General features: G+C 53.9%; 22 protein-coding genes. 15 read left to right on the top strand and 7 right to left on the bottom strand.

Annotation, left to right across the window (positions count from 1 at the left end):
• Positions 1-70 precede the first annotated feature (70 nt).
• Genes FJ147_00110 through FJ147_00100 form a run of 3 tightly spaced genes read left to right on the top strand, consistent with a single transcriptional unit; the run spans position 71 to position 2,707 of the window.
• Entirely contained in the window at positions 71-379 is a 309-nt protein-coding gene (locus tag FJ147_00110) for a hypothetical protein (GenBank protein ID MBM4254282.1), read from the top strand.
• Positions 376-1,254, top strand: coding sequence for an HDOD domain-containing protein (locus FJ147_00105; GenBank protein ID MBM4254281.1), 879 nt, complete (start codon positions 376-378; stop codon positions 1,252-1,254). The genes FJ147_00110 and FJ147_00105 overlap by 4 nt, the downstream gene beginning before the upstream one ends.
• On the top strand, positions 1,235-2,707 hold the full coding sequence (locus FJ147_00100; protein ID MBM4254280.1) for a GAF domain-containing sensor histidine kinase: 1,473 nt from the start codon (positions 1,235-1,237) through the stop codon (positions 2,705-2,707). The genes FJ147_00105 and FJ147_00100 overlap by 20 nt, the downstream gene beginning before the upstream one ends.
• A 75-nt stretch (positions 2,708-2,782) precedes the next feature.
• Here the strand turns inward: FJ147_00100 and argE are convergent, their stop codons facing one another.
• Positions 2,783-3,979, bottom strand: a complete 1,197-nt coding sequence (argE, locus tag FJ147_00095) for an acetylornithine deacetylase (GenBank protein ID MBM4254279.1) — start codon at positions 3,977-3,979, stop codon at positions 2,783-2,785.
• Positions 3,980-4,108: 129 nt separating this feature from the next.
• Between argE and FJ147_00090 the strand changes: the two genes are divergently transcribed.
• The 3 genes from FJ147_00090 to FJ147_00080 are packed head-to-tail and all read left to right on the top strand — an operon-like array spanning position 4,109 to position 6,226.
• A complete protein-coding gene (locus FJ147_00090; GenBank protein ID MBM4254278.1) occupies positions 4,109-4,684 on the top strand; it encodes a hypothetical protein in 576 nt (191 codons plus the stop codon).
• Positions 4,685-4,717: 33 nt separating this feature from the next.
• Entirely contained in the window at positions 4,718-5,479 is a 762-nt protein-coding gene (locus FJ147_00085) for a 3-oxoacyl-ACP reductase FabG (GenBank protein ID MBM4254277.1), read from the top strand.
• 27 nt (positions 5,480-5,506) lie between these two features.
• On the top strand, positions 5,507-6,226 hold the full coding sequence (locus FJ147_00080; GenBank protein ID MBM4254276.1) for a pyridoxine 5'-phosphate synthase: 720 nt from the start codon (positions 5,507-5,509) through the stop codon (positions 6,224-6,226).
• Positions 6,227-6,297: 71 nt separating this feature from the next.
• Here the strand turns inward: FJ147_00080 and FJ147_00075 are convergent, their stop codons facing one another.
• Positions 6,298-6,744: a rhodanese-like domain-containing protein gene (locus tag FJ147_00075; protein ID MBM4254275.1), complete on the bottom strand. Its 447-nt coding sequence runs from the start codon at positions 6,742-6,744 to the stop codon at positions 6,298-6,300.
• A gap of 357 nt (positions 6,745-7,101) precedes the next feature.
• On the opposite strand from FJ147_00075, the gene FJ147_00070 reads away from it, so the two are divergent.
• A complete protein-coding gene (locus FJ147_00070) occupies positions 7,102-7,896 on the top strand; it encodes a hypothetical protein (protein MBM4254274.1) in 795 nt (264 codons plus the stop codon).
• Positions 7,897-7,907: 11 nt separating this feature from the next.
• Positions 7,908-8,885 (top strand): NAD(P)H-quinone oxidoreductase, encoded by a 978-nt coding sequence (locus FJ147_00065; GenBank protein MBM4254273.1) that lies wholly within the window; start codon positions 7,908-7,910, stop codon positions 8,883-8,885.
• Positions 8,886-9,089: 204 nt separating this feature from the next.
• Here the strand turns inward: FJ147_00065 and FJ147_00060 are convergent, their stop codons facing one another.
• The 4 genes from FJ147_00060 to FJ147_00045 all read right to left on the bottom strand — a co-directional run bounded on the left by FJ147_00060 (position 9,090) and on the right by FJ147_00045 (position 12,812).
• Positions 9,090-9,773 (bottom strand): NUDIX hydrolase, encoded by a 684-nt coding sequence (locus FJ147_00060; GenBank protein MBM4254272.1) that lies wholly within the window; start codon positions 9,771-9,773, stop codon positions 9,090-9,092.
• Between the two features lie 215 nt (positions 9,774-9,988).
• A complete protein-coding gene (locus FJ147_00055; protein MBM4254271.1) occupies positions 9,989-10,579 on the bottom strand; it encodes a DUF3011 domain-containing protein in 591 nt (196 codons plus the stop codon).
• A gap of 31 nt (positions 10,580-10,610) precedes the next feature.
• A complete protein-coding gene (locus FJ147_00050; protein ID MBM4254270.1) occupies positions 10,611-11,174 on the bottom strand; it encodes a lipocalin-like domain-containing protein in 564 nt (187 codons plus the stop codon).
• Between the two features lie 123 nt (positions 11,175-11,297).
• Positions 11,298-12,812: a gluconolaconase gene (locus FJ147_00045; protein MBM4254269.1), complete on the bottom strand. Its 1,515-nt coding sequence runs from the start codon at positions 12,810-12,812 to the stop codon at positions 11,298-11,300.
• 412 nt (positions 12,813-13,224) lie between these two features.
• On the opposite strand from FJ147_00045, the gene FJ147_00040 reads away from it, so the two are divergent.
• The 4 genes from FJ147_00040 (at position 13,225) to FJ147_00025 (ending at position 15,790) form a co-directional block, all read left to right on the top strand.
• Positions 13,225-13,446, top strand: coding sequence for a hypothetical protein (locus tag FJ147_00040; protein MBM4254268.1), 222 nt, complete (start codon positions 13,225-13,227; stop codon positions 13,444-13,446).
• Positions 13,443-13,922, top strand: a complete 480-nt coding sequence (locus FJ147_00035) for a hypothetical protein (protein ID MBM4254267.1) — start codon at positions 13,443-13,445, stop codon at positions 13,920-13,922. Before FJ147_00040 ends, FJ147_00035 begins: the two co-directional genes overlap by 4 nt.
• A 197-nt stretch (positions 13,923-14,119) precedes the next feature.
• Positions 14,120-15,115: a sigma-70 family RNA polymerase sigma factor gene (locus tag FJ147_00030; GenBank protein MBM4254266.1), complete on the top strand. Its 996-nt coding sequence runs from the start codon at positions 14,120-14,122 to the stop codon at positions 15,113-15,115.
• A gap of 219 nt (positions 15,116-15,334) precedes the next feature.
• On the top strand, positions 15,335-15,790 hold the full coding sequence (locus FJ147_00025) for a hypothetical protein (GenBank protein ID MBM4254265.1): 456 nt from the start codon (positions 15,335-15,337) through the stop codon (positions 15,788-15,790).
• Positions 15,791-15,988: 198 nt separating this feature from the next.
• On the opposite strand, the gene FJ147_00020 is transcribed toward FJ147_00025, so the two are convergent.
• Positions 15,989-19,024 carry a hypothetical protein gene (locus FJ147_00020; GenBank protein MBM4254264.1) on the bottom strand — a complete coding sequence of 1,012 codons (3,036 nt, stop codon included), beginning with the start codon at positions 19,022-19,024 and terminating at the stop codon, positions 15,989-15,991.
• A gap of 132 nt (positions 19,025-19,156) precedes the next feature.
• Between FJ147_00020 and FJ147_00015 the strand changes: the two genes are divergently transcribed.
• The 3 genes from FJ147_00015 to FJ147_00005 all read left to right on the top strand — a co-directional run bounded on the left by FJ147_00015 (position 19,157) and on the right by FJ147_00005 (position 22,939).
• Positions 19,157-19,393, top strand: coding sequence for a hypothetical protein (locus FJ147_00015; GenBank protein MBM4254263.1), 237 nt, complete (start codon positions 19,157-19,159; stop codon positions 19,391-19,393).
• 155 nt (positions 19,394-19,548) lie between these two features.
• Positions 19,549-21,915 carry a hypothetical protein gene (locus tag FJ147_00010; GenBank protein MBM4254262.1) on the top strand — a complete coding sequence of 789 codons (2,367 nt, stop codon included), beginning with the start codon at positions 19,549-19,551 and terminating at the stop codon, positions 21,913-21,915.
• Between the two features lie 220 nt (positions 21,916-22,135).
• A complete protein-coding gene (locus FJ147_00005) occupies positions 22,136-22,939 on the top strand; it encodes a PEP-CTERM sorting domain-containing protein (GenBank protein MBM4254261.1) in 804 nt (267 codons plus the stop codon).
• Positions 22,940-23,064 lie beyond the last annotated feature (125 nt).

Below are 23,064 nucleotides of genomic sequence, written 5' to 3'. Positions count from 1 at the left end.
TCCGATAAATCCTATAGCGAGCACAGCCATGGGACGTGTGACAGCATCTATCCTGAAACCTGGAATGGTTTTGAGTAAACCGGTATTTAATGACTACCGGCAGCAGTTAGCTGATGCCGGAACGATTCTTGACACTCGTGTCATCAGCCTCCTGCAAACCTGGGGTGTGATCGACGTTGAAGTGCAAGGGATCGCTGAACCGACCTTACAAGAAATTGACATGCGAATGTCGACCAGTAGCACGCTGCAAGAATGTGCAGCAATCATTGAAGATCGGTTCTACGGTGCCGACCAGCATGTGTTTGTGATGGAACTCCAGCGCTTAGTCAAATTGTCTGCACTGAAAGAGGCAGAAGGCGAAGGGGCACTTAGGGTATGATACCGGAATTGTTGACAGGAGAACCGGCACTGGTCGTTGAACGGATTCATGATCTGCCGACGCTACCGGAAGTGTACCAGCGGCTCTCTTCAACTATCGATAATCCCTTTTTTTCGCTGTGGGAGATTGAACGGATCATCAGGCAAGATCCGGTGATCACCGCTCGGCTGCTCCATTTTGTCAATTCACCGCTGTATAGCTTGAACACGCCAGTAGCGACGGTAAGCGAGGCGATTCGCACGGTCGGGTACGATGCCCTCAAACAGTTGATCTTGACCACGAGCGTCATCGACATGTTCCAACAGGAGCAGCATGGCGCATTATCTATACATACCTTCTGGGAGCATTGCTTGGGTACCGCGGCAGCGGCACGACAACTTGCTTCGTGGATCGGCGCCGAGTGTCCTGAAGAATTTTTTGTTGCTGGATTACTACACGATATCGGTAAGCTGATTCATAACCACTATGCACCAGACAAGTTTCGCACTGTGGTCGCGCTGGCAACTGCAGAGCGCTTGACCCTTGAAGCGGCAGAGCAAAAAGTTCTGGGGTTTTCGCATACGCAAACCGGAGGTTTTTTAGTGCATCGCTGGGGGTTGTCTCCTGCGATCCAACGGGCAGTAGCCTATCACCATTCCCCGTCCGTCCCGGATTTGCTGTCTCCGACGTTACACGAACATGTCGTCCACTGTGCGGATTTAATTAGTATCGGACTCGGCTTGGGATTCAGTGGCAGTTGCCACTTCCCACCCTTTGTCCCGTTATCGTGGGAAGTGTTGCGCCTATCTTCCGGCCACCTCGCGGAAGTTTTGCGCGCGACGCAACGTGAAGTAACACACCTCATGACCATTCTCTTTGGCGATTATGCGGAATGACGACACAAACATAGAGAGCAGGATTGGTGGTTCGGCGGCGATACCAGCGCCACCCGACCCGCAAGTTCAGCTACGCCGACTGCAAGCGGAAACCCAGGCTTTGATCAGATACCTTGATCGAGTTGAATCCCTCTGGGTGAACTTACAAAAGCGATCGAGCGTCAATCTGCTACCGGTTGATCTCCTGTCCTATTTTCTTGCCGAAGTCGAAACGCTACTGCCAAATGTCTTGTCAGCGATCTACCGCGTTGACCCGCGCACGTATGAGTTCACCCTCGAACGCTGCGTGCCTTCGGGACTCCAGGCCGACCTGGAGAACGAAACGCAACTGCAAATTGCACAAGGGAACTTTGCCCTTGCTCTCCGTCGGAGTCGGCCAACTATTTGTGCCAGTCAACGAGTCCATCACTACCATCCACGCGTGCGATCGATCCTGCTTATTCCACTGGTCACCTTGCAAGAAGTCCATGGTATGGCGTTAATCGCTGGTGAACGTACCGAACAGGACATTGCACCGTACGAGTTGAAACTCCTCTCCATTCTCGCTGGTCAGACCTCACTCGCACTGGAAAGCTCTCAACGTGAAGTGGCCCTCCAACGCCAGCGGGCAGAGCTTGATCAAGAGGTCCGCAATCGTACGGCTGACCTCACCAAAGCCAATGCCGCCCTGCAACAGCAATTACAGGACATGGAAATCGATCTGCGCAGTGCCTATGACGACGTTGAGCGCTTATCTTTGGCCGATCGTATGCGGGACAGTGTACTTTCGACAACCTCGCATGAATTACGCAATCCGCTGGGTGTGATCATTGGCTCACTCGACGTCATTCGCGAAGAGTGGCGTGACCTCTTACCACCCGAAGGTCAACAGCTGCTCGACATGTGCGCGCGCAACAGTTCTTCACTCCTATCAATGCTCACCGATCTGCTGGACGTGTCCGTGCTCCGTGGAGAAAAGATCGTCCTGTATCCGCAGCGTCTCACGTTTGCTCTCGTTGTGCAGAAAACTTTTGAGGCCTTGGGCTCTTTGGCAAAGAATCATAACGTCAAACTCCTCAATACCGTTGCGCAGGACATGGAAATCTACGCTGACCCAGGGCGGTTACAACAGATCCTGACCAGTCTGGTCAGCTACGCGATCAAAAACTCGAAACGTACCGGAGCTTACGTCCTCGTAGGTGCCGCACGAGAAGGGAAACAAGTCACCGTCGGTGTCACCGATAACGGCATCGGCCTCTCGCGAGAGCAGCAAGAACAGCTCTTTAAGCCCATATTCGAAGAGGACGGACAGACCACCACAGCACGGAAGGGTGCAAGTCTGAGCCTCGCGTTATGTAAAGTGCTGGTTGATCGGCATGGTGGACGAATTTGGGTCGAAGGCTCTCCGGGAAAAGGCAGCCGGATCTTTTTCTCATTGCCAACCGAGTCAGCAGTATCGTCAAGTGCTGCGTAAAGCGTCAGACACGACATGGTTCATTCGGTGTAGCGTGCACGCAGCGCACGCTACAGATTTGTGCGGGCGACACGATTACCCTCGCACCGTCGCTCCACACAAGCTGTGGATAACGGAAAGTACGACATCCGTACCCTGCTCGAATGCTTCTCGGCGAATGTACTCATTTGGCTGGTGGGCTTGGTCGAGATCCCCAGGACCGCAAACGATCGAGGTAATCCCTGCCTGAGAGAACTGACAGCCATCGGTGGTAAAAGGTATCCCTCCGCTCGATTCCTGCTTGAGAATAGTCGCTAACGTCTTCTCAAGAACCGTATCGCGTGGGGAAAGTAGCGGCGGCACCACGAACGCCTCACCCACAACGATCGTCGCCCTATGCTCGGGCGAACCATAATCTCGCGGGTCAATCTGCTGTACGCGGCGAGCAATTTCACGATGGACCAATAGCGGGTCAACATCCGGCAATGAGCGATAGCTCACTTGAATCGTACATTCTTCGGCAATCATGTTTGCTGCGGTACCACCACGGATCATACCAAAGTTGAGTGTCGTATACGGCGATTCAGGAAACTCACGAATAAACGCCGGTGACGATTGCGTTCGCAACTCGGCTTGGTAGCGGCCGATCGTCTCAATGACTTTCCCTGCGACCGCAATCGCATTCACTCCTTGTTCAGGAATGCTGCTGTGGCCACCTTTCCCCCGTACAGTGATAGAAAAAACGATAATGCTCTTGTGTGTGTAGCCGATGCGGTAAGAGGTCGGTTCGCCAATCCAGGCCTGCCGTGGCTGGGGGATGTCGCGAAAGAACTCTGGTAATACCGGCAGGAGTTTCGCTGCTCCAAGACAGCCGACTTCTTCATCGGCAGTAAAGAGAAAAACTAGCGGTTGCTTCAGAGTAGCACGATCAATCCGCTTAGCGGCTTCAACACATTGGGCAAGAAACACTTTCATGTCAGAGGTTCCACGACCGTACACATGTGAGTCGGTAATCTCCAACTGCAGTGGGTCACGCGTCCAGCCGGGTTGTCCTGTAAAAGGCACAACATCAATATGGCCAGAGATGATCAGCCCGTTTGGTTCAGGTGGACCAACAGAAGCCACAAGGTTGGCCTTTGGTACTCCACCAACATCCATGCGATGGAAAGCCACGGAGAATCCGTGATCAGCCAAATGAGATCCGAGATACTCTACGGCAGCAACATTGCTCTTGCTACTGACGGTATCAAAGGACACTAGACGACTCGCGACTTCCTGTAGATAGGTATTCATTCGGTTCCCCTTAGCTCAATTTTTCATCATTGAGCACGTGCGTGGATTGATCCGCGTCATGAAAAGAGCAGAATAGTCATATAGCAGTGTAGGACAAGCCCCTGTTGATTCCCTACGGAGGATACGCTCATGAAAAAATCGCTTGTTTGCTTTTGTCTCGTTCTCACAGCGTGTGTACTCTTTCCTGCGAGAGGATGGACGGGAGGGATGCATTTTGGTGGCGGACATAGCAGTGGTCATTTCGGTGGTGGACAATCTTTCGGTGGACACCAACATTTTGGCGGAGGTAGGTACGGTAACTTTGGGAGTCCAGGCCCATTTACGAACTACGGCAGCCCGGCATTTCGTTCTCCGGGGTTCGGTCGCTCTCCGTACTGTCCATCTCCGCCACGGTTCGGATCGTCGTCGTCCTTTCGCCAGGGCATTCCGTTCTTCTCACCTGGATTTTCCAGTCGGCGATTCGTCTATCGGCAACGGCTCAGCCCTGCTGGCCCACCTCCAATCGGTGCTCCCGGTTCAACCCCTTCTCTATCAACCGCCCCAACACGTGCGCCGACATATTTCTACTGTACCTCACATGGCTTTCGTTACACCGACCAACAGGCGTTTTTCGAGCATCTCAACTTTGCGCATTACGTTCCTCTCCAGCGCGCAGCTGAGTATTGTCAGCGGGTGGAGAACGGATTGATTTTCTCTCATGATTAAGAGTAAGGTCGCGCCACAAAGGAGGGGAGAGATATGACCAAACTCGATGGGCGCGTAGCGATTGTCACTGGCGGTGGCCAAGGCATCGGTCAAGGGGTCGCGTTATGTTTAGCGCGCGCAGGTGCGCATGTCGTCATCAATGAACTACAACAAGACCGGACAACGCAAACCGTCACGGCTGCGCAAGCACTCGGCGTCCAGGCTGTGGGAGTAGAGGCGAACGTGACCCAGGCGACGGATGTCGATCGCCTGGTACAAACAACGCTCGACCGCTTCGGCAAGATCGATATGCTGGTGAACAATGCCGGCGTCGTTGTCGTAAAGTCGATCGACAAACAAACCGAAGCTGACTGGGATAACGTTCTGAGTGTCAACCTCAAAGGCGTATTCCTCTGCTGCCATCGCGTGGTGCAAGAAATGATCAAGCAGAAACGGGGAGCGATCGTCAACATCGCATCGATTGCCGCGTTCCACTACACCGTTCCGCATGTCCCGTATGCGGCTTCAAAAGCAGGAGTCGTCGCCTTGACTCGCGACCTCGCCTATGAGGTGGCGAAACATGGAGTTCGGGTCAACGCGATTGCGCCAGGCCCGATTGAAACACCGATGATGAACAGTGCGCTCACGCGACAGCAAAAGGAAGCGTATGCGCAGCAGATTCCCATCGGTCGCCTCGGTCAGCCGCAGGATATTGGCAACGCCGCGGCGTTTCTCTGCTCTGACGAAGCCAGTTATATCACCGGAGTCACACTACCAGTGAGTGGTGGAACTGATTTACGGGTGTCGACGTCGTAGAAATAAGGAGTGAGTGAATAATCGGCCATGATCAAACTCAGCGTCAACGTCAACAAAATTGCCACACTCCGTAATGCCCGCGGTGGAGATAACCCAAGCGTTATCCATGCTGCGCAAACCGCGATCGCAGCGGGTTGCCACGGCATCACTGTCCATCCACGTCCTGACGAGCGCCACATCCGTCGCCGCGATGTTTTGGACTTATCCGCGATGCTGAGCGTGGAGTTCAACATCGAAGGGTATCCATCGCCGGAGTTTCTTGATCTCGTGTGTCAGGTGCGACCAACGCAGTGCACGTTGGTCCCTGACCCACCAGATGTACTGACATCTAACGCGGGTTGGAATCTCAAAGGGGATGTCGACTGGTTACGCGACGTCTTGCAACAGTTGAAAGATAACGGTATCCGCACCAGCCTGTTTCTCGAGCCAGATACTGAACAAGTGCGACGGGCAAAAGACATCGGTACCGACCGCATCGAGTTATACACAGAGCGCTACGCGAGAACATTCGCTACCCCTGAGGGTCAACGCGTGTATGAAGCGTATCATCGCGCTGCAGCAACCGCACAAGACATCCGACTTGGCGTCAACGCCGGGCACGACCTTGACCTCAAGAACCTCCCCTTTTTGGCGCAGAACCTCCCTGGGTTATTAGAGGTGTCGATCGGTCATGCGTTGATTTGTGATGCCCTGTATATGGGATTCACCAATGCGGTCAAGGCATACTTGCAGGCGTTAGAAACATAGCCTTGCTGGACAAGCCCGCTACACCGCACGATGTAGGGCGGACCTTGCCCAGCACCCCGCAGAAAGAACACTTACACTTTTACTCCTGCCTTCGCCGCCAGCGAGGTATAACTTGCGCCCTCTCCATTGTCGGTCGTCACCGGGAGGCCCGTATCACGCCAGCCAGCGAGGGGCTTTCCAGCTTGGTCTTGTCCGCCACCAAAGCCACCCATGACATTGGAGACGTTGGAATAGCCAGCTTTGTCCAACATATCGGCTGCCCGTTGCGAGCGGCCACCAGCTTGGCAGCCAACGACGATCACCGCATCCTTGGCAACATTTGCTTCAACGACTTTGACAAAGTCTGGGTTGGGCGAGGGTTGCCCTGGTTGTTGAAAGAAAAAAGCAGGGATATTGATCCCTCGTTGCGGATGTCCAGCGGAGAATTCTGGGACAGTGCGGACATCGAGGTAGATGACAGCCGTATCTTTTTGCATAAGGTCATGGGCTTGTTGTGGAGTAAGTTGTTTGACGGCCATGTGAACCTCCTTCTATGACGAATGAACACGCAACACGTACCACGTAACACGCAACACGTAACCACCCCTCCCTTTTAGGGGTAGGCTTTTACGCTGAGCAAAGACGAGACGTCATTCCCGCGAAAGCGGGAATCCAGGGAGCATACGCAATCGTTCAGGGGTGAAGCTCCTGGATGCCCGCCTGCGCGGGCATGACGAACACGCGGATCCTCACGAGGGGCAATCCGTGCCAATTGTGGCTTGGATAAAAACCTACCCTTATGAGACCACCCCTCCCCCTTGTACGTTGAACTCATTCCGCTTTACGATCCGTTTCTCACGCATCATGTTTCACGCGTTTTTCCCGAGGAGGAAGCTATGAGTGACAAAGCTGTGTATTGGAACCGCGAAGGAAGCGTTGGAGTCATCACACTCAATCGCCCAGCAAGTTATAACGTTCTCAGTCAAGACGTTGCCGTTGGCCTCCAACAAGCCGTGCGCGAGTGCGGTGCTGAGGACAGCATCCGCGCCATCGTTCTGACCGGCAACGGTAACGCGTTCTGTGGTGGTGGTGACATTAAATTCATGGTCGCAGTCCGCGAAGCGAACCGCTCGATTGAAAGCTTCGATGAGTTATTCCGAGTACTGCACGGAACCATCATTGCCATGCGCGAGTTGCCAAAGCCGATTATTGCCGCATTGAACGGCGTTGCCGCAGGTGGCGGTCTGGGCTTAGCGCTCGCCTGTGATTTCCGCATTGCTTCACCTAAAGTGAATCTCCTAACAGCATTTCTTGGCATCGGCGCAAGTCCAGATTCGAGTTCGTCATTCTTCCTCCCACGGTATGTTGGAATTGGCCGTGCGACCGAACTTTTTCTCCGTAATAAGCCGGTCGGTGCAGAGGAGGCGCTCACGCTCGGTCTCGTCAATGCCGTTGTGCCGCCGGAACACGTCATGCCAGAAGCAATGAAACTCGCCAATGAACTCGCGCAAGGACCAACCGCAGCTTTCGGACGGACGAAGCTCCTTCTCAATCAAAGCTTTAACACGTCTTTGCAGAATCATCTTCACAGCGAAGCGCAGCTCATCACCATCTCGGCGCAAGCGCCGGATTTTATCGAAGGCACAAATGCCTTTGTGGCCAAACGGAAAGCCCAGTTTTCGGGGAAATAACGGGAGGGTTCATGCAAGCAATTCGCGCAATCAATCCTGGTGGCCCAGAGGTTTTACAACTCGTAACCGTTCCGGACCCCACTCCCACAGCAGAGCAGATCTTAGTACGTGTACGCGCCACTGCGCTGAATCGTGCCGACACCTTACAGCGTGCAGGGAACTATCCTCCTCCCCCAGGAGAAAGCGATATTCTCGGCCTTGAACTGGCGGGTGAAGTAGAAGCAGTCGGTTCTGCTGTCACAGGCGTCAAACCAGGCGATCGCGTCTGTGCACTCGTCGGCAGTGGCGGGTATGCCGAGAAAACTGTGTTCGACGCCCGGATGGCAATTCCAATTCCCTCCGGGTGGACTTTTGTTCAGGCTGCCGCAGTCCCAGAAGTCTTTTTTACCGCGCAAGAGACCATGTTCACCCTTGGCAATCTTCAAGCTGGGGAAACAGTGCTGATTCACGCCGCAGCAAGTGGTGTCGGGACTGCTGGTATCCAGATGGCACGTGAGATTGGCGCGCGCATTCTTGTCACTGCTGGTTCAGCAGAGAAGATTCAACGCTGTATCGAACTCGGAGCCAGTGCAGGCTGTAACTACAAAGAGCAAGACTTTGCTGATTGGGTCAAAGAAGTCACAAATAGTCAGGGGGTCGACCTGATCGAAGACTTCATCGGTGCAGGCTATTGGAATAAAAACCTGCAGAGCTTGAAGATCGGTGGCCGACTCGTGCTGGTCGGGTTGATGGGTGGTGTCAAAGTCGAAGCCAACTTGCAACTGATCATGGCCAAACGGTTGCAGATATTCGGCTCAGTGTTGCGCGCACGCACCCTTGCCGACAAGATCGACATCACGCAACGTTTCCGCGAGCGATGGCTGCCACTCTTGGCGTCAGGCCGTATCAAACCGATCGTCGATCGTGTTTTCCCACTAGCGAAGGCCGCCGAGGCGCATCGCTATATGGAGGAAAACCGCAACTTTGGGAAAATTGTCCTTGAGGTCTAACTCAGCCACAGCACATTCGTACACTTTATGTTGCACCCTCGCAGAGGTGTCATGCTGAGCCCTTCGACTACGCTCAGGATAACCTCCGCGAAGAATCTCTCAGAGAGACCCTTCGTTGCACTCAGAGTGACAACACCGGTATGCCAATCTCTTGGGGTTTGATTGAGACACCGAACTCCGAACTATCTGCAACTCCGAACTGCCTTAGCTGGTCTTCTCGTATTTCCACCCGCTCTCAATCATCCACAAACGGTGACGTTGGCCTGGACGGTCGACGTTGACATCAGGATAGCCAACGTCATCTTCGTACATCGAGCAGATGCCTCCAGTCACTTTGGTGTAGCGTGGTACGAAGATTTCAGGCTCTCTTGCGCTGAGGTGAGAAAGCGTCTCGGTCACTGAACGATAGGTTGACAACTTCGTCAGTGTCACAAAGGTTGGTGGGGGAAGCTCAATTTCTTTCTCACGTTGTGCAGCTAATGCGAGATCAGGCCGCATCCAGCGATGATCATGGATTTCATCGCCATCGATCTGTACCGCCTCATCTCTTGCTGCAGCCAGAAAGAACCAGGTCGAATATCTTTGCGGTTGTCCTTCTGGAGTGGTCCAGTGAGACACCCAAATCATCTCCTCATGAGGTACCGTCAAACCAGCTTCTTCCTGAGATTCACGTACAGCGGCCCGCCGTGCTGCAGCCAACATGTCTTCAGGGCTTTCCGGCGTATGATCCTCTGGGTCAATACGTCCGCCGGGAAAAACCCATGCGCCGCCATGAAAGGCGATTTTTGAGTTACGTCGCAGAAGCAGGGTTTCAAGATGCCCACCGGCTTCACGGACAAGAATAACTGTTGCTGAAGGAATTGGAGTAACTACGGGTGCGTTTGCCATCCGGCTACTATAGCGGGTGCAAAGAAATACGGCTAGCGCCGAGCTATACAGAGAGAAGGAACGGAGAGTCGGTAGCTCGAACAATGGATCGGCAAATGAAAGAATGCGAGAAGGGGAAAAGCTGATGCGGGAAATCAGAGAAAAAGGAAACGGGAGAAGGGCGGGCGCCGGTTCTCCCGTTCGTCTTCAGTCTCACCGTTGCTGTCCTCAGGATGCTACTGCCACGGCCAGTCGCGGGAATAGCCGCGCCGACGACCGACGGTAAATTCCGCGCGACACCCTTGATCAACCCATACTCCACCAGAATCATACCCCCAGGACTGCCATTTGACACACTGCCGATCGGAGAGTTGCCGTTCCAGTCGAACGTAACCACCAGTATCGGTTGGGCAGTAACTATACCGACCACCTTTACTGGCACAGCGAGTTGTTTGGGCCGCAGGAGCAGACTCATCATAGTAATCGCGCCGATCGTAGTCGCGGGGTCGTTTACGTGGCTCGTTATAATAGTCGCGTCGCCCGACAATAAAGCGCGCACGGCAGCCGTTATCTACCCACACACCCCAATCATCATAGCCCCAGGTCCGTCCAGCCACACACGGAGCGTCTGAGTATTGCTCGTCAAGCCGCACATACCCATCAGTCTGTGCTCGACAATACTGATGCCGCCCGCTCTCACTTGCACAGTTAATCGACTGTGCAGCTTGAGCTGGCACTGATAGCAAGCCGATCACACTCAGGCCTGTGAGCAGCGAGAAGACACACGCTTTCCTGCCCAACGACACAAACCATTGCGGTTTACTCATACCAACACCCCCTCCTTCCCACGTATAAAGTCTATTTCACACGTTGCCAAGTGATTCGCATGTTGAGCTGTTCGTTGCCCACTTGTCGTTGCGGGGGCTTTAGCACGAGGGTGTCGCCAGAAAGTTCATAGAACCGTTTCTGATCGGAACCGACGTAGTTGGGAAACGAACTAATTTCGACATGGTGGACGACAAAACCTTCAGCCTCGTTGATTTCGTAGGTCCCGAGATACGCGCTATACCCTTCCCATGCCGCTTTCAGCTCTTCGGGCGTTCCTTTATCGATATCACTCACAGCAAACTTGGGACGATCTGGTCGCATGATCTGTACCGCAACGTGCCCGGTGTTGTCGTACATCAAATAGCCCATAGGTTTCGCGCCATACCGAGCAGGCGTTGGTGCGACCTCCCCGTTTGGTCGTCGTGCTTCAACAGAAACCAGCCGCCAGGTGCCAATAAATTTGCTCGCGATTTCTGATTTGTTGCTCATACGTTCCCTCTTTGCTTTTTCTAACTTCTCTTCAGCATATACCGAGGTCACAGAGATATACCCCGCGAGTCCAAGGAAAATAACTAAAAGTGACAGTTTTCTCATTGTCACTACGCCTCCCCTAACCAAGGGTTCGCGCGCCTGACGCACGAACCCACATTTGATGAGTTCAGGTGGGCAATGCCCACCCTACTCTCTCGACTCCGAACTGCGAACCGTTTGACACTCCTAGGCTCTCTTCACCGCCAACACGCTGCCCTCGCCATCGCCAGCAAGGTAAATCGTGCCGTCACTGCCAACCGCCAATCCGGCAAAGGGTGAGAGGGGGCCAGGGATTAGACCGGCTATGCCCATGAGTGGCTTCGGGGTGATGCCAGGAGCAGCACCCACCGGAAGATGCGTTGCAATAGTTTGACGCTGCTTAGTTGATAGCGAGAAGCTCGTCAGTTCTTTACTGCCAACATCAAGAATGAGCAGTTGATCTCCAGCAAGGGCAACACCATGCGGGGTTTGCAGTCCTTCCACAACTGTACTTTTCCCACCGTTGAGTTTAATCACACGACCGGCACTGGCTTCGCTGACATAGCAGGAACCATCCGACGCTGCCGCAACACCTGCAGGCCGCCCTAATCCTTGCGCCACAACTGACACGTCACCTTTAGTGCTGACCTTCACTACTCTGCCCGCACCGGCTTCAGCCACAATCGCCGATCCATCTGGCGCACAGGCCAATCCCAAGGCTTCTTGCAAACCGGTCGTCAATTCCTGAGACGCGCGCGTCCCAGGATGATACGAGCTGACAGACCCAGCCGAATTGGTCACATACAGTGCTCCACCTGGACCAGCCGCAACACCACGAACAAAACCTGGAAATCCTTCATCAAGCAGCATCCCCGGTCGACTACGCTTACCATCGCGTGAGATCACCACGACACTCATACCGTCACCAGCATAGAGTGTCCCATCACCGCCAACGGCGAGTCCCATCGGTCCAAGCAAGCCGGCTGGAACCAAGACACGTTCTTGGCCATTATTGAGGATCTCGGCGACCCCACCATCGATAAAGTGAGAAATGAACAGCCGGTTATCAGCATCGACCGCAAAGTTATCGATGCCTGGTCGCACTTTGGCAACCACCGTTTTCGCAGCGCTTTGAATGTCGATCCTGAGAATCTCACCATTGCCTGCCTGAGTCGTCGTAAGGACACCCTTTTGATCGAACTTCACGGCCGTCGGTACATCTAACCCCGACATGAAACGTTGTGGCGTCCCCCCATTGAGCGGCACCCGCCAGATTTCACCAGCAGCAATTTGCGGAAAGTAGATCTGCTCGTCTGGTCCTACGGAAAGCGCATTCGGTAACGCAAGATGATCAGCGATCAGCCGTGGCGCTCGGCCATCAGGGAAGAGTTCAAACAATCGCCCATCAGGGCGGCATTCATCCATAAACAGACGATCTTTATACGCGGTGATGCCATTCGCAGCCGGAACATTATCGGCAATCAGCCGTGTTTCACCATTTGGGGTCCGCGCACACACTCGCGCATTCATCACTTCTGTCACATACATCACTCCATGCGAATCGAACACGATATCGTCCGGGGCAACGATTGGTCCACCGACGGGAGAAATCGTCTCGCACGCGCCAGTCGCGGTGTTGATCGCACTGATCTGACTGCCAAATGCCTGGACTACATAGAGTCGACCATCAGGGCCAACTCGCATCCCATTGGCGCCAAACAACCCACTCGCTGGTGAGAGATGGGTGATTTGCCACCCTGCGGCAGCTTTTGGGCCTGCACTACCTGCGGATTGATAGCGGTTCATCGTGTTTCCTCCTTTTTTGTTGTCTTGGTGATTCATCCGTCTCGGATGCTCGGTACTATTTACCTACTTACAATGCAAGTCCAGCACCGATCGCTTCTCTCTTTAAGCGCATTGTCTTGATCTTCCTCAACAAATTATCTTCAGGCACCCGTCTCGGAAGGGGTTTTTGCGGTAGTGGCCCTCGGCCACGATAGACAACTTTTACGAAAATTTTATCGAAATTTTACAATTTGCTTACGACTTCACTGTCGGTTTCCCTTATATCTTCCCCAGACTGAAAACCGCGAGATAACGGAAGAGCGAACGAACACGATACAGCGAGCCCAATATGCCCAAAGCATCACCTACTGAAGTGCACACTTTCCCCACTCGTCGCGCCTTTGTCCTCCAATTGTCGACTCAGGCTGACCTCTCCCAGGGACGCATCTATGGGCGCGTGGAACATATTTCGTCTGGTCGTGCTCGTCGTTGTGGCTCCATTGAGGAGTTGTTGGCATTCATCACATCGGTCTTAGAAGAAAACCAAAGCAAACAGGAGGAGGAGATATGAAGAGATCCAGGAGACGTTTCTTTGCCGCTGCCATCGCGACAACGTTAGGCGTCACGATAACAGCAACACCATTGTGGGCCAAACCCACACATTCGACCCTGATCGCGTTAGCGAGTAACGATCGTCAACTGTGGGTTGCCAATCCAGACAACGACTCGGTCACCATTTTTGATGTCAGCAGTGGAGGCGCACAGAAAGCGAAGGAGATTACCGTAGGAGATGAACCAGGGTGTATCGCCATTACGCCTGACAATAGCAAGGTGTATGTCACCAACACGGTCAGTGGCACAGTGTCCGTCATCAATGCAACCTCTTTTCATAGTGGTGCATGCCCGACCTTGGAATGCGTCGTGGAAAACGTGACGCACTGTAGTGCAGGAACAAACGGGACTGATTCCTTAAGCAAGCCCAAAGACCGCCAACGGTTGGTGAAGTTCCTCAAATCGATCGATGCGCAGACACCGATCTTCCCATAAGTAGATTTCAGTGATTTTTCCCTCTCTCCGTGACCGGAGAGAGGGGGGCGGATAAGGTCCACATGTAGGACAATCTCAGCCTCGCTCAGCGCCTTTACCAAAACTTTACCAAAATTTGACCGTTTCCTTATGACTTCGACTTCGCCCTTGTCTATCTTCTTCGCAAGTCGACACAAAAAAGTAGGGAGTCGGTAGCAATGAGTATCTCTCAACAGAGTTACAGTCACGATGCAACTGAATCGGAGCAAGAAAAACAACGCCCACTAACCACACCGAACCTGTTACACTTGTTCTCGCTTGATCTTGCGCATTGTCCGCGATTCGATCGCGCAGAGGAATACGCTTTAGCCTGTCGGACGCGGGCCGCGTGGCTCGCGCTGATCACTTCAGTCCAAACCCATCGTGCTCTCCTTCTCCATCATGTTGGCGAACAGCTGCTGCCAGTATCATCTGACACACTGAGTGAGGGAGACATCCTACGCCTTGTGTACCATGTCGAAGCACATGTCAAGCAGAGTAACCGGCACGCAACACAGCCCCCTCCTGCCTCCCTCCAGACCTGGCTGACACAGATGCACGCGCATCTCGCTCACTTCCGCCACTGCCGGGACGAAATGGTGCATCGCAATCTTCGTTTCGTTGTCATGTTAGCTCGGCGTTATCAACAGCAGGGTGTAAGTCTCCTTGACCTCGTTCAGGAGGGAGCCCTAGGACTGATGCGCGCGGTGGAGAAGTTCGACCCTGACCGAGGGGTGAGGTTCGCCTCGTATGCGGTCTGGTGGATACGCGAGGCGTTTGCTCGCACGCTAGCCTGCCAACAACCTACGCACGGCTTTTCTGATGCTGCTCTTGAAGAAAAGAACGATGGCTCATTAATCGACCTCATCGCAGCCCCTGAAGAGGCGTCTCCTGAGAGCACTCTCCAGAACGCGGACACGACCAAACAGTTACATCATGCTCTTGCTAGTCTCCCGGCCCAGGAGGCGGACATTCTCCGTCTGCGCTTCGGAATCGGAAAGACCCGCCCCTATACGCTGGCGGAAGTCAGCCAACAATTGCATTGCACCCGTGAGCAAGTGCGAGTACGCGAACAACGCGCGCTGGTACGCTTGCGGATGTATCTGAAACGCTCGACACAGACCTTACAGGAGAAGAAACCAGAACCTCAACGACACAGGAGGAAGGCCGCATGAAAACGCACTCGACGCCCTGCGGACATGTGCTGCACCGATTCTTCTATACCCGCAAAGTGGCTTGGCAGGCGTATTGGACCCAAGAGCGCAAAGCAGAAATGACAGTTATCATCGGCAGCTTCCTGCTGTCAGGATTACTCTTTTGGTGCGCATTGCGCACACTGTAAACGGTGAACAGTTCGCGTATTACGCTACGCGATCATAAAGAAGGAGTAGTGTATGACAACACTTTGCTATGACCAGGTGACTCGCCCGCACGCCCTCACTCGTCCATTGTCTGCGCTATCAAGCACTTGGCAAACTGGACCACACACTTTCTCACCAGTGGCGGTATTACCTGAACAGTTTTACCATCTCGGTTCAACACCTGCATCGATGCACGGCGTCCAGGCTTTAATGCGCGCCGTGCTTGAGGACGCGCTCACCTGTTGGCAAAAACAATTCGCGACCAAGAGCCGACGGGAGCGACGGCTCGCACATGAAGCTGAGCGGTGGTTCGAGAGCAATAACGCATCCTGGCCCTTTGCCTTTGTCAACATTTGTGTGGCCTTAGGTTTGGAACCAAACTATATTCGTCGCGGGCTTCGTCGTTGGCAGCAGGCCCCACTGCTCCACGTTGCCCGCCCGACTGGTCATGCCGTGTTAAAACCACGGCGCATCAAATCCGCAGCTTGAAACTCGCAAACTCTCTGTTACGAACACGGGAACCGCCCATTGTTGCGTACAGCGCAGTTCATGACCATTGATCGAGCAATTCCTGCGCCTCGCGGAGATCAGCCGTCGCATGTGCCTCAGTAAACCAGCGGTAAATCTTGGCGAGCATCTGTCGCGCCTCACGTTGTTTACCGTTGTGAGCCCAGAGCTGGCCGAGGCTCACGGTTGCCCGTAACTCCATCGCCTTGGCCTTCTGGCGTCGCGCGACTTGTAACGCATGGCGAAAACACGCTTCAGCTTCACCTTGGAGGTCGGGGTTGGAAGCTGTGTGAGGAGAAAACGTCCCTTGAGGAGATAGACATAGGCAGCGTGCACCTGTTCTTCGTTCTTATCGACCGCGGCTATAGCTTCGTCCACAAGGGAGAGACTCTCGACAACCCGCGCGGCCTTTCCGTATGCATCCGCGAGTAACGCCAGAAAATAGGGGCGGCCACCTTCAGTTCCAGTCGCCCGCCACGCCTCTATGCCGCGCTGCAGTTCAGACAAACCGTCGTCTGTGTACCCTTGGGCACCGAGCGCCCAGCCGCGTAAAACCGTTCCCAATGTGACCATCTGTGAGTATTCATATTCTGCAGCAATAGCAATGGCGGCGTCGGCGTTGGTTTGCGTAGCAACCGGCTCGCCACGGAGTTTATGGACCCACGCGACAAAATTGCGGGCGAATGCCTGGCTATAGGGATGAGCCAGCGACTGTGCCAACGTCGTTGCTGCACGCCCGTGGGCAAGCGCCTGGTCTGCATAGCCGAGATACCAGAGCGTCCAGGCCAGAAAACAGTGTGCACCAACCCCTGGATCAGCACCGCCGTAGGGCAGGGTATAAGAAAGATGCTGCCGCGAATCATACAGGGTGAGGCATTTTTCCAAGTGGGTTCGAGCGGTGACAAACTGCCCTTGTCGATAGTGCGTCATTCCCAACGCGTAGCGTGCTTGTAGAAGCAATGCGGAGTCATCACGGTTCTGCGCGAGGTGTAGCAACTGTTCAGCATATTCCCGGCCAGTGGCCAGCTTCCCTTGCATGACGACTGAAGCAAAAAGGCCTCGGAGGATCGGAAAAAGAGTGCTGGTCTCTTCGGTCTGATGACACAGTTCCCGGGCCCGCAGATACGCCTGTTCGACTTCCGGCGCTGCAGTCCCTTTGACTGCCATCAGCGTTGGTCCCAACGTCGCCTGCAGCCGTAGCTCGTGCCGTGTACGCTCAGGAGTCTCGGAAAGATGGGGTAATAACTGTAATCCTCTATCGAGGTAGCGCAGCGCCACACGATATGCGTGACGACGGACAGCATTTTCAGCTGCCTGCTGCAGATAGCGGAGTGCACGGTCATAGTCTCGTGCCTGTTCAAAGTGAATGGCTAACTCAGCAGCAATCGTATCGACCTGTGCGCCATAGGCTGTTTCCAAGCGCTCGCCAATCCGCTGATGGAGACGCAGTCTCCGCACCGGGGGTATACGTTGCACCAGAATCCTCTGATAGAGGGCGTGCGTAAACGCATAACTACCTGTTATTGTTCCATCAGGCCACGTTCGTGGTTCCCGCACTTGCAAAAAACGCTGCTGACGCGCCAGTTGTTCGCACCGCTCTTCACTCGTCCCGTCCGACGCGGCGAGCGCGGCATCTACCGCAGCCGCCGGAAATTCCCTGCCTATCACACTGGCCGCTTCTACTATCTGCTGCTCATCTGGCGTCAGCCGCTCGATCTGTCGCTCAATCATTCGCCGCGTATTCTCGGGTATGCCTACAGCAACTTGCGCTGTCGTCCCATACAATTCCCACTGCCCATCCTGCCGGCGGAATACTCCCTGCTCGATGAGATCTTCCACCACATTCGTCAAAAAGAGTGGATTGCCGTCGGTGCGTTGATGGAGCAGGTCAGCAACCCGCTCGGGAAAGGCACTTTTAGGAAAACGACGCGCGAGATACGTCACAACCTCGATTGGCGTCAGTAGCGCTAAGGCCAGCTCTTCACACTGTCCCTGCCTTTTGAGGTCGTGTTTCAGGTTTTTCAAGGGATGCTCACTGACGATGACCTCAACCGGTCGGTAAGTACCAAGGACTAACAATCGTGCCGCTTCACGACGACGGGCAAGCGCTGCCAATAAATCCAATGTGGCATAGTCGCCCCAGTGGAGATCTTCTAAGACGAGAATGAGCGGAATTTCTTGGGTCACCGCAGCAAACGCTTCTGCACCTTCGCGTAACATGCGCTCGGGCGTAGCGCCAAGAATGTCGTCATGCAGGCGTTCGCGCTCTGAGAGGTTCGTCAATGCCGGGAGTTGCGCCAACCACGTCGGCGCATATTGCATCAGCCATTTCACTATTTGTTCTTTTTGTGACCGGCGACTTAAATCCCCGAGCGCTTCGAGTATCGGCAAGTATGCCTCGCCAACGCCGTAGTGCTCAACACATTGCCCCCGTGCAATCCACAGCTGAGGGGCTAGGGGCTGGGGACTTGGGGCTGGTAGGGAAGGTAAAAACTGAAGGCCGGGGGCTAAGGGCTGAGTATCACAAATTTTTACGTTTTGCCTTTTGCTTTCTGCTCTTCGCGCTTCGTCCTCGCCAGCCCCTAGCCCCCAGCCCCTAACCCCCTGTGAGGCTTCAGACAAAAACGCTTCAATGAGCGTGGTCTTGCCGATTCCCGGCTCACCGGTGACAAACACAACCTGGCGGTGCCCGCTGAGCGCCTTGGCCCATACTGCGTGCAGTTGCGCCAGTTCGGCTTCGCGACCAACGAGGACAGGGGACAGAGGTCGAGGGTCAGGGGTTGGAAGAACTACGGTATGATCACGATAACGGTCAACGTCATTCTGTGCCGTTCTGACCGGCTCCTGACTCCTCACCCCCGACTCCTGAGCGGGCGAAGCCGCACGCAACGGAGCAAGCCTGCGATATCCGCGACGATGCACGGTTTCGACAAATTGTGGCTTCTTGGGATCATCAGCCAATGCTTTACGAATTTCGCCAATTGCGACTTTCAGCACCGCATCACCGACATACGTCTCTGCCCAGATGGTTTTGAGTAACTCTTCTTTGTTGACCAACTGGCCAGGGTGACGCAACAAATACAGTAACACCTCGAGCGCCTTCGGCGGCAAACTCACCGTCTGCTCGTCCCGCCACATAAGCGCGTTGCGGGGATCACAACGAAAGGGTCCGAATGAGAGTACCTCCGCTGCCATACTTCTTTCCTCGCTCTTCATTCATGCCACTCTGGGGCCGCTTTACCAAAAATTTACCGAAACTTTACCGTTTCTTTATGACTTCTGCCGATCCGTAGCCTATTGTTTGCTTTGTGAATGGTCACCGGAGTTCGATTACACTGTACTATCGCAATGGGTGAAATACAGCTTGTGACGCACCGAGCGAAATCGCAGCAGGCCTCACTCCCCACTGACCGGGCGTTTGTTGTCCAGTTCACGACAACCACCGACATGCACCAGCGGCGAGTCGCTGGCCGCGTCGAACATGTGGCGTCAGGCCACAGCTCTCACTTCCGCTCGCTGCAAGAACTCTGGTCCTTTATTGCACAAATGCTCGGTGAAAAACAAGGAAAGGAAGACCCCTCATAAGAGGGCAGACACGCCCGCTAATAACCCGAGGTGAGGCCCGATAAAAGCAGCAGACTCTGAGGAATTACCTGTAGGGCAACTTTGCCCGAAAACTTCCTTCTCTCTTCTGCAGCTTTTCCGCTTTTTACATCATCATATCATCACTACGGCAAGAAATGACGTCAACGAATGACACCGCAATCAACAGCAAAGGAGGACTTCTCATGCGGTATGTACGAACAATTTTTTCCTGTACGGCGTTCCTTTTAGTTTTAGGAGCGCATACTCCGAGCGGCGTATCGTTTGCCCTGCCGACCAACTCAAGCCCGATCGCACTGACGAGCGACGATAAATACGTTTGGGCGGTCAACCCAAACGTTGATCTTATCGAGCCGGTGGTAAACGATACCGTCACCGTGCATGACGTATGGAATGACAAAAATCAGAAAGTCGCTGAAATTCCGGTAGGCGATGATCCGGTGTGTGTCGCGCTTACCCCGGACAATAAAAAAGCCTACGTCACCAATCATGGCAGCAATACAGTCACAGTCATCAACGCGCAGACATATCAGGTCATCACGACTGTGCAGGTCGGCACTGAACCGTGGGGATGTGCAGTAACCCCGAACGGTGAGAAAGTCTATATTGCCAACTTCTCATCTGACTATGTCTCGGTCATTCGGACCAGTGACGACAAAGTCATCAGAACGATCAAACGCGTTGGCTCAAAACCCAGAGCCATCGCTATTAGCGAAGACGGCAAGACGGTGTTCGTGACATTATTCCTCGCCCAGCTTCGCGAAGGCAACTCTCCTGCGACTGAAGGTCTGGATGACAGTAAAGAAGGGCGGGTTGTGGTGATTGATACAAAGCACGACCGTGTCGCGACCACCATTAAGCTGAACCCAGCGCTGATGGGGTTCTCCTCACGTGGGAGTGTGTTGCAACGTATTCCTGTGGCGGACCCTGCCAACCCGGATAATACGCTGGTTCCAACTTCCGGTTTTCCAAACCTACTCCAAAGTATCGTCATCAGGGGCCATCGTGCCTATGTGCCAGGCACCTGTTCATCACCAGACGGGAACGCTCGCTTCAATGTCAACGTGCAGAGTTGTTTGTCGTCGATCGACATCAATGCCCTCGCCGAAGTGCAGGCAGCGTTCTTGAACATGAATGTCGGTGTTGGGGGTGAGCCGGTAGGTAAACGCTTATTCAATACCAATCCTTTGGCGATTGCCTTCAAGAAAAGTAAAAGTGAAGGCTTTATCCCTCTCGCAGCAACCAACCGACTGCTGAGAGTGGAACTCAATGGCAGTGGTGACCCTACCATCAACTCGCCAGCGAATATCATTCGCATCGAGCTAAAAGATCCCCACGAGATCACTCAACCAGATCCCAATGACACGATCGGTAGCAAAAATCCGCGTGGTATTGTGATCAACTCCACCGATACCCGTGCGTACGTGATGAGTCTGATCACACGTGATGTCGCGGTCGTCGATATTGCTGGCACTGATCCAAGCAAATACAAAACGCTGGCGCGGATTTTATCGACGGATCTCCCGACCCCAGGTTCGCTCGCCGCAATCGTAAGCCGAGGGCATCAGTTGTTTAACACCGCCATAGGTCCAACAGGCACCGAAGAACGCTCCCTCCCTCCAGCTGGACGCATGTCCGACTTCGGCTGGGGATCGTGTTACGGCTGTCATCCCAATGGCCTCATGGACGGTGTCACCTGGATGTTCGGTGATGGACCACGCCAGACGATCTCGATGGAAAGCACCTACGAGCACCCCCAAAGCCCAACCTTTCTCAATGCGTTTGGTGGGCCACTACTGCCCAACTTCAAGCAACGGGTGCTCAACTGGTCTGCGGTGCGCGATGAATGCCAAGATTTCGAATTGAACATCCGCAATGTCTCCGGCGGGCAAGGGTTGATTGCGGATGGGCAAGCAGTCGTCAACCTGACCCCAACCTCCACGACAGGACGGAGCGCTGATCTCGATGCCCTCTGTTCATACATTGCGTTTGGCATCCGTGCTCCTATTTCTCCTCTCCGTGGACAAGAGGAGTCGCCAGGACGGCAGTTGTTCGCAGCAGCCAACTGTCAGCAGTGTCATGGTGGACAGAACTGGACGAGTAGCCAGGTTGATTTCACACCGCCACCAAACGCCGCCGAGATTCAAGCCGCTCAACTCAAGAATTTCCTCTGTGATGTAGGGACGTTTGATCCGAACGCATTTAACGAAGTCAGAGCGGCTGGTGTGACCCAAGTGAATCCACCGATTCTGGTGGCCAACGGCGTATTGGGGTTCAACATCCCTTCGCTGTTGTCAGTCTTCGTGGGTGCACCGTACCTGCATAACGGTCAGTGCCCAGATCTAGAATGCGTGCTCAATAACGTCACCCATCGCAGTGCTGGCACAGGTGGCGTGGACACCCTGAGCAATCCTAAGGACCGGACAAAACTCATACGGTTCTTGAAGACGATCGACATCACCACCTCAACGTTTCCGTTCGTCGCGAGACCATGTGCGAAGTAGTAACTGATACCTAGAACAGCTTGCGTTGTGACATGGGACAGCATATAAGACGGGGCGAAATGGATAAGAGAAAACGGATAAGGGAGACAGGAGAAACGTGCAGGAACTTCCGGCGTGTTTTCTCCCGCCCTCCTTTATCCTTATCTCCTCCTTCTTCATCCGGTCTTTCGTCATTTTTATTTCACCCTCTTCCTCTTGTTAGAAGAAAGGAGCTTCAACTATGCGGACACAAGTACTCTTGGCAATGACGTTCTCAACCTTCATGACTTTCACATCTCCAGCGGTCGCTGTCGTCCTCGATGTTATCGATAACAACTCATCGATCTCCATTGATACCAACAGCCAAGATGGGTTGTTCACGTGGAACGTCGATGGCGTGAGTCACCTGTCACGCGAGTGGTTCTGGCTACGAACTAGCAGTGATACGCAAGAATCGTCGCTCGATACGTTGTCGCTCTCATCCGCTGCTACCAGCGGGAATACAGCCACGCTCTCGTATAATGGCACGGGGTTCGATGTTGACCTTGAGTACACCCTGAATGGCGGAGCGAATGGGAGTGGGGCATCGCAGATTAGAGAAGATATTTCGCTCATCAACACCAGCGGCGCTCCGTTGACGATCTCGCTATTCTCTTTAAGTGATTTCGATCTGGATGGCACCTCGCTCGATCAGCAAGCCTCAGGCGACGCGATTGGAATCACTCAAGGAGATGGACTCGTGGTCGCAAACGTCCGTCCTTCGTTGGCAGGTCAAGCTTTCCAAATTGCGCTGTTCGATGATCTCATCGATAGTTTCAATGATTCAGGCCTAACGAATCTGGATAACTCTGGAAGCCCGACGGGACTTGGGGATTTGCAGTTTGCCTTTCAGCACAATTTCACTATTCCGAATGGCGGCAACGCGGATCTCACATTGCTCAAAGACATCTCCGCGGTTCCGGAGCCAGGGACCATCGGCCTGTTCGTCTCTGGGATCTTTCTGTTGTTGATCCAGCGGCGATTCCAACGGAAAGCGGTCTGTTAGGCATGGGCAAGAATTAAGTTACCGATTAAGAGCGAGGAAGAAGCGTATAGTTCCAATCGCCATGAAACTTACCGGGTTTGATATTGAGCGCTTGAAACTCATCGTCGGAGACCTGTAGGCCTTTG

The organism is Deltaproteobacteria bacterium (assembly GCA_016874775.1).
In the GTDB taxonomy this organism is placed as follows: domain Bacteria; phylum Desulfobacterota; class Binatia; order Bin18; family Bin18; genus VGTJ01.
Note: the sequence above shows the minus strand (reverse complement) of the source record. Positions and strands in the feature narration are given on the sequence as shown.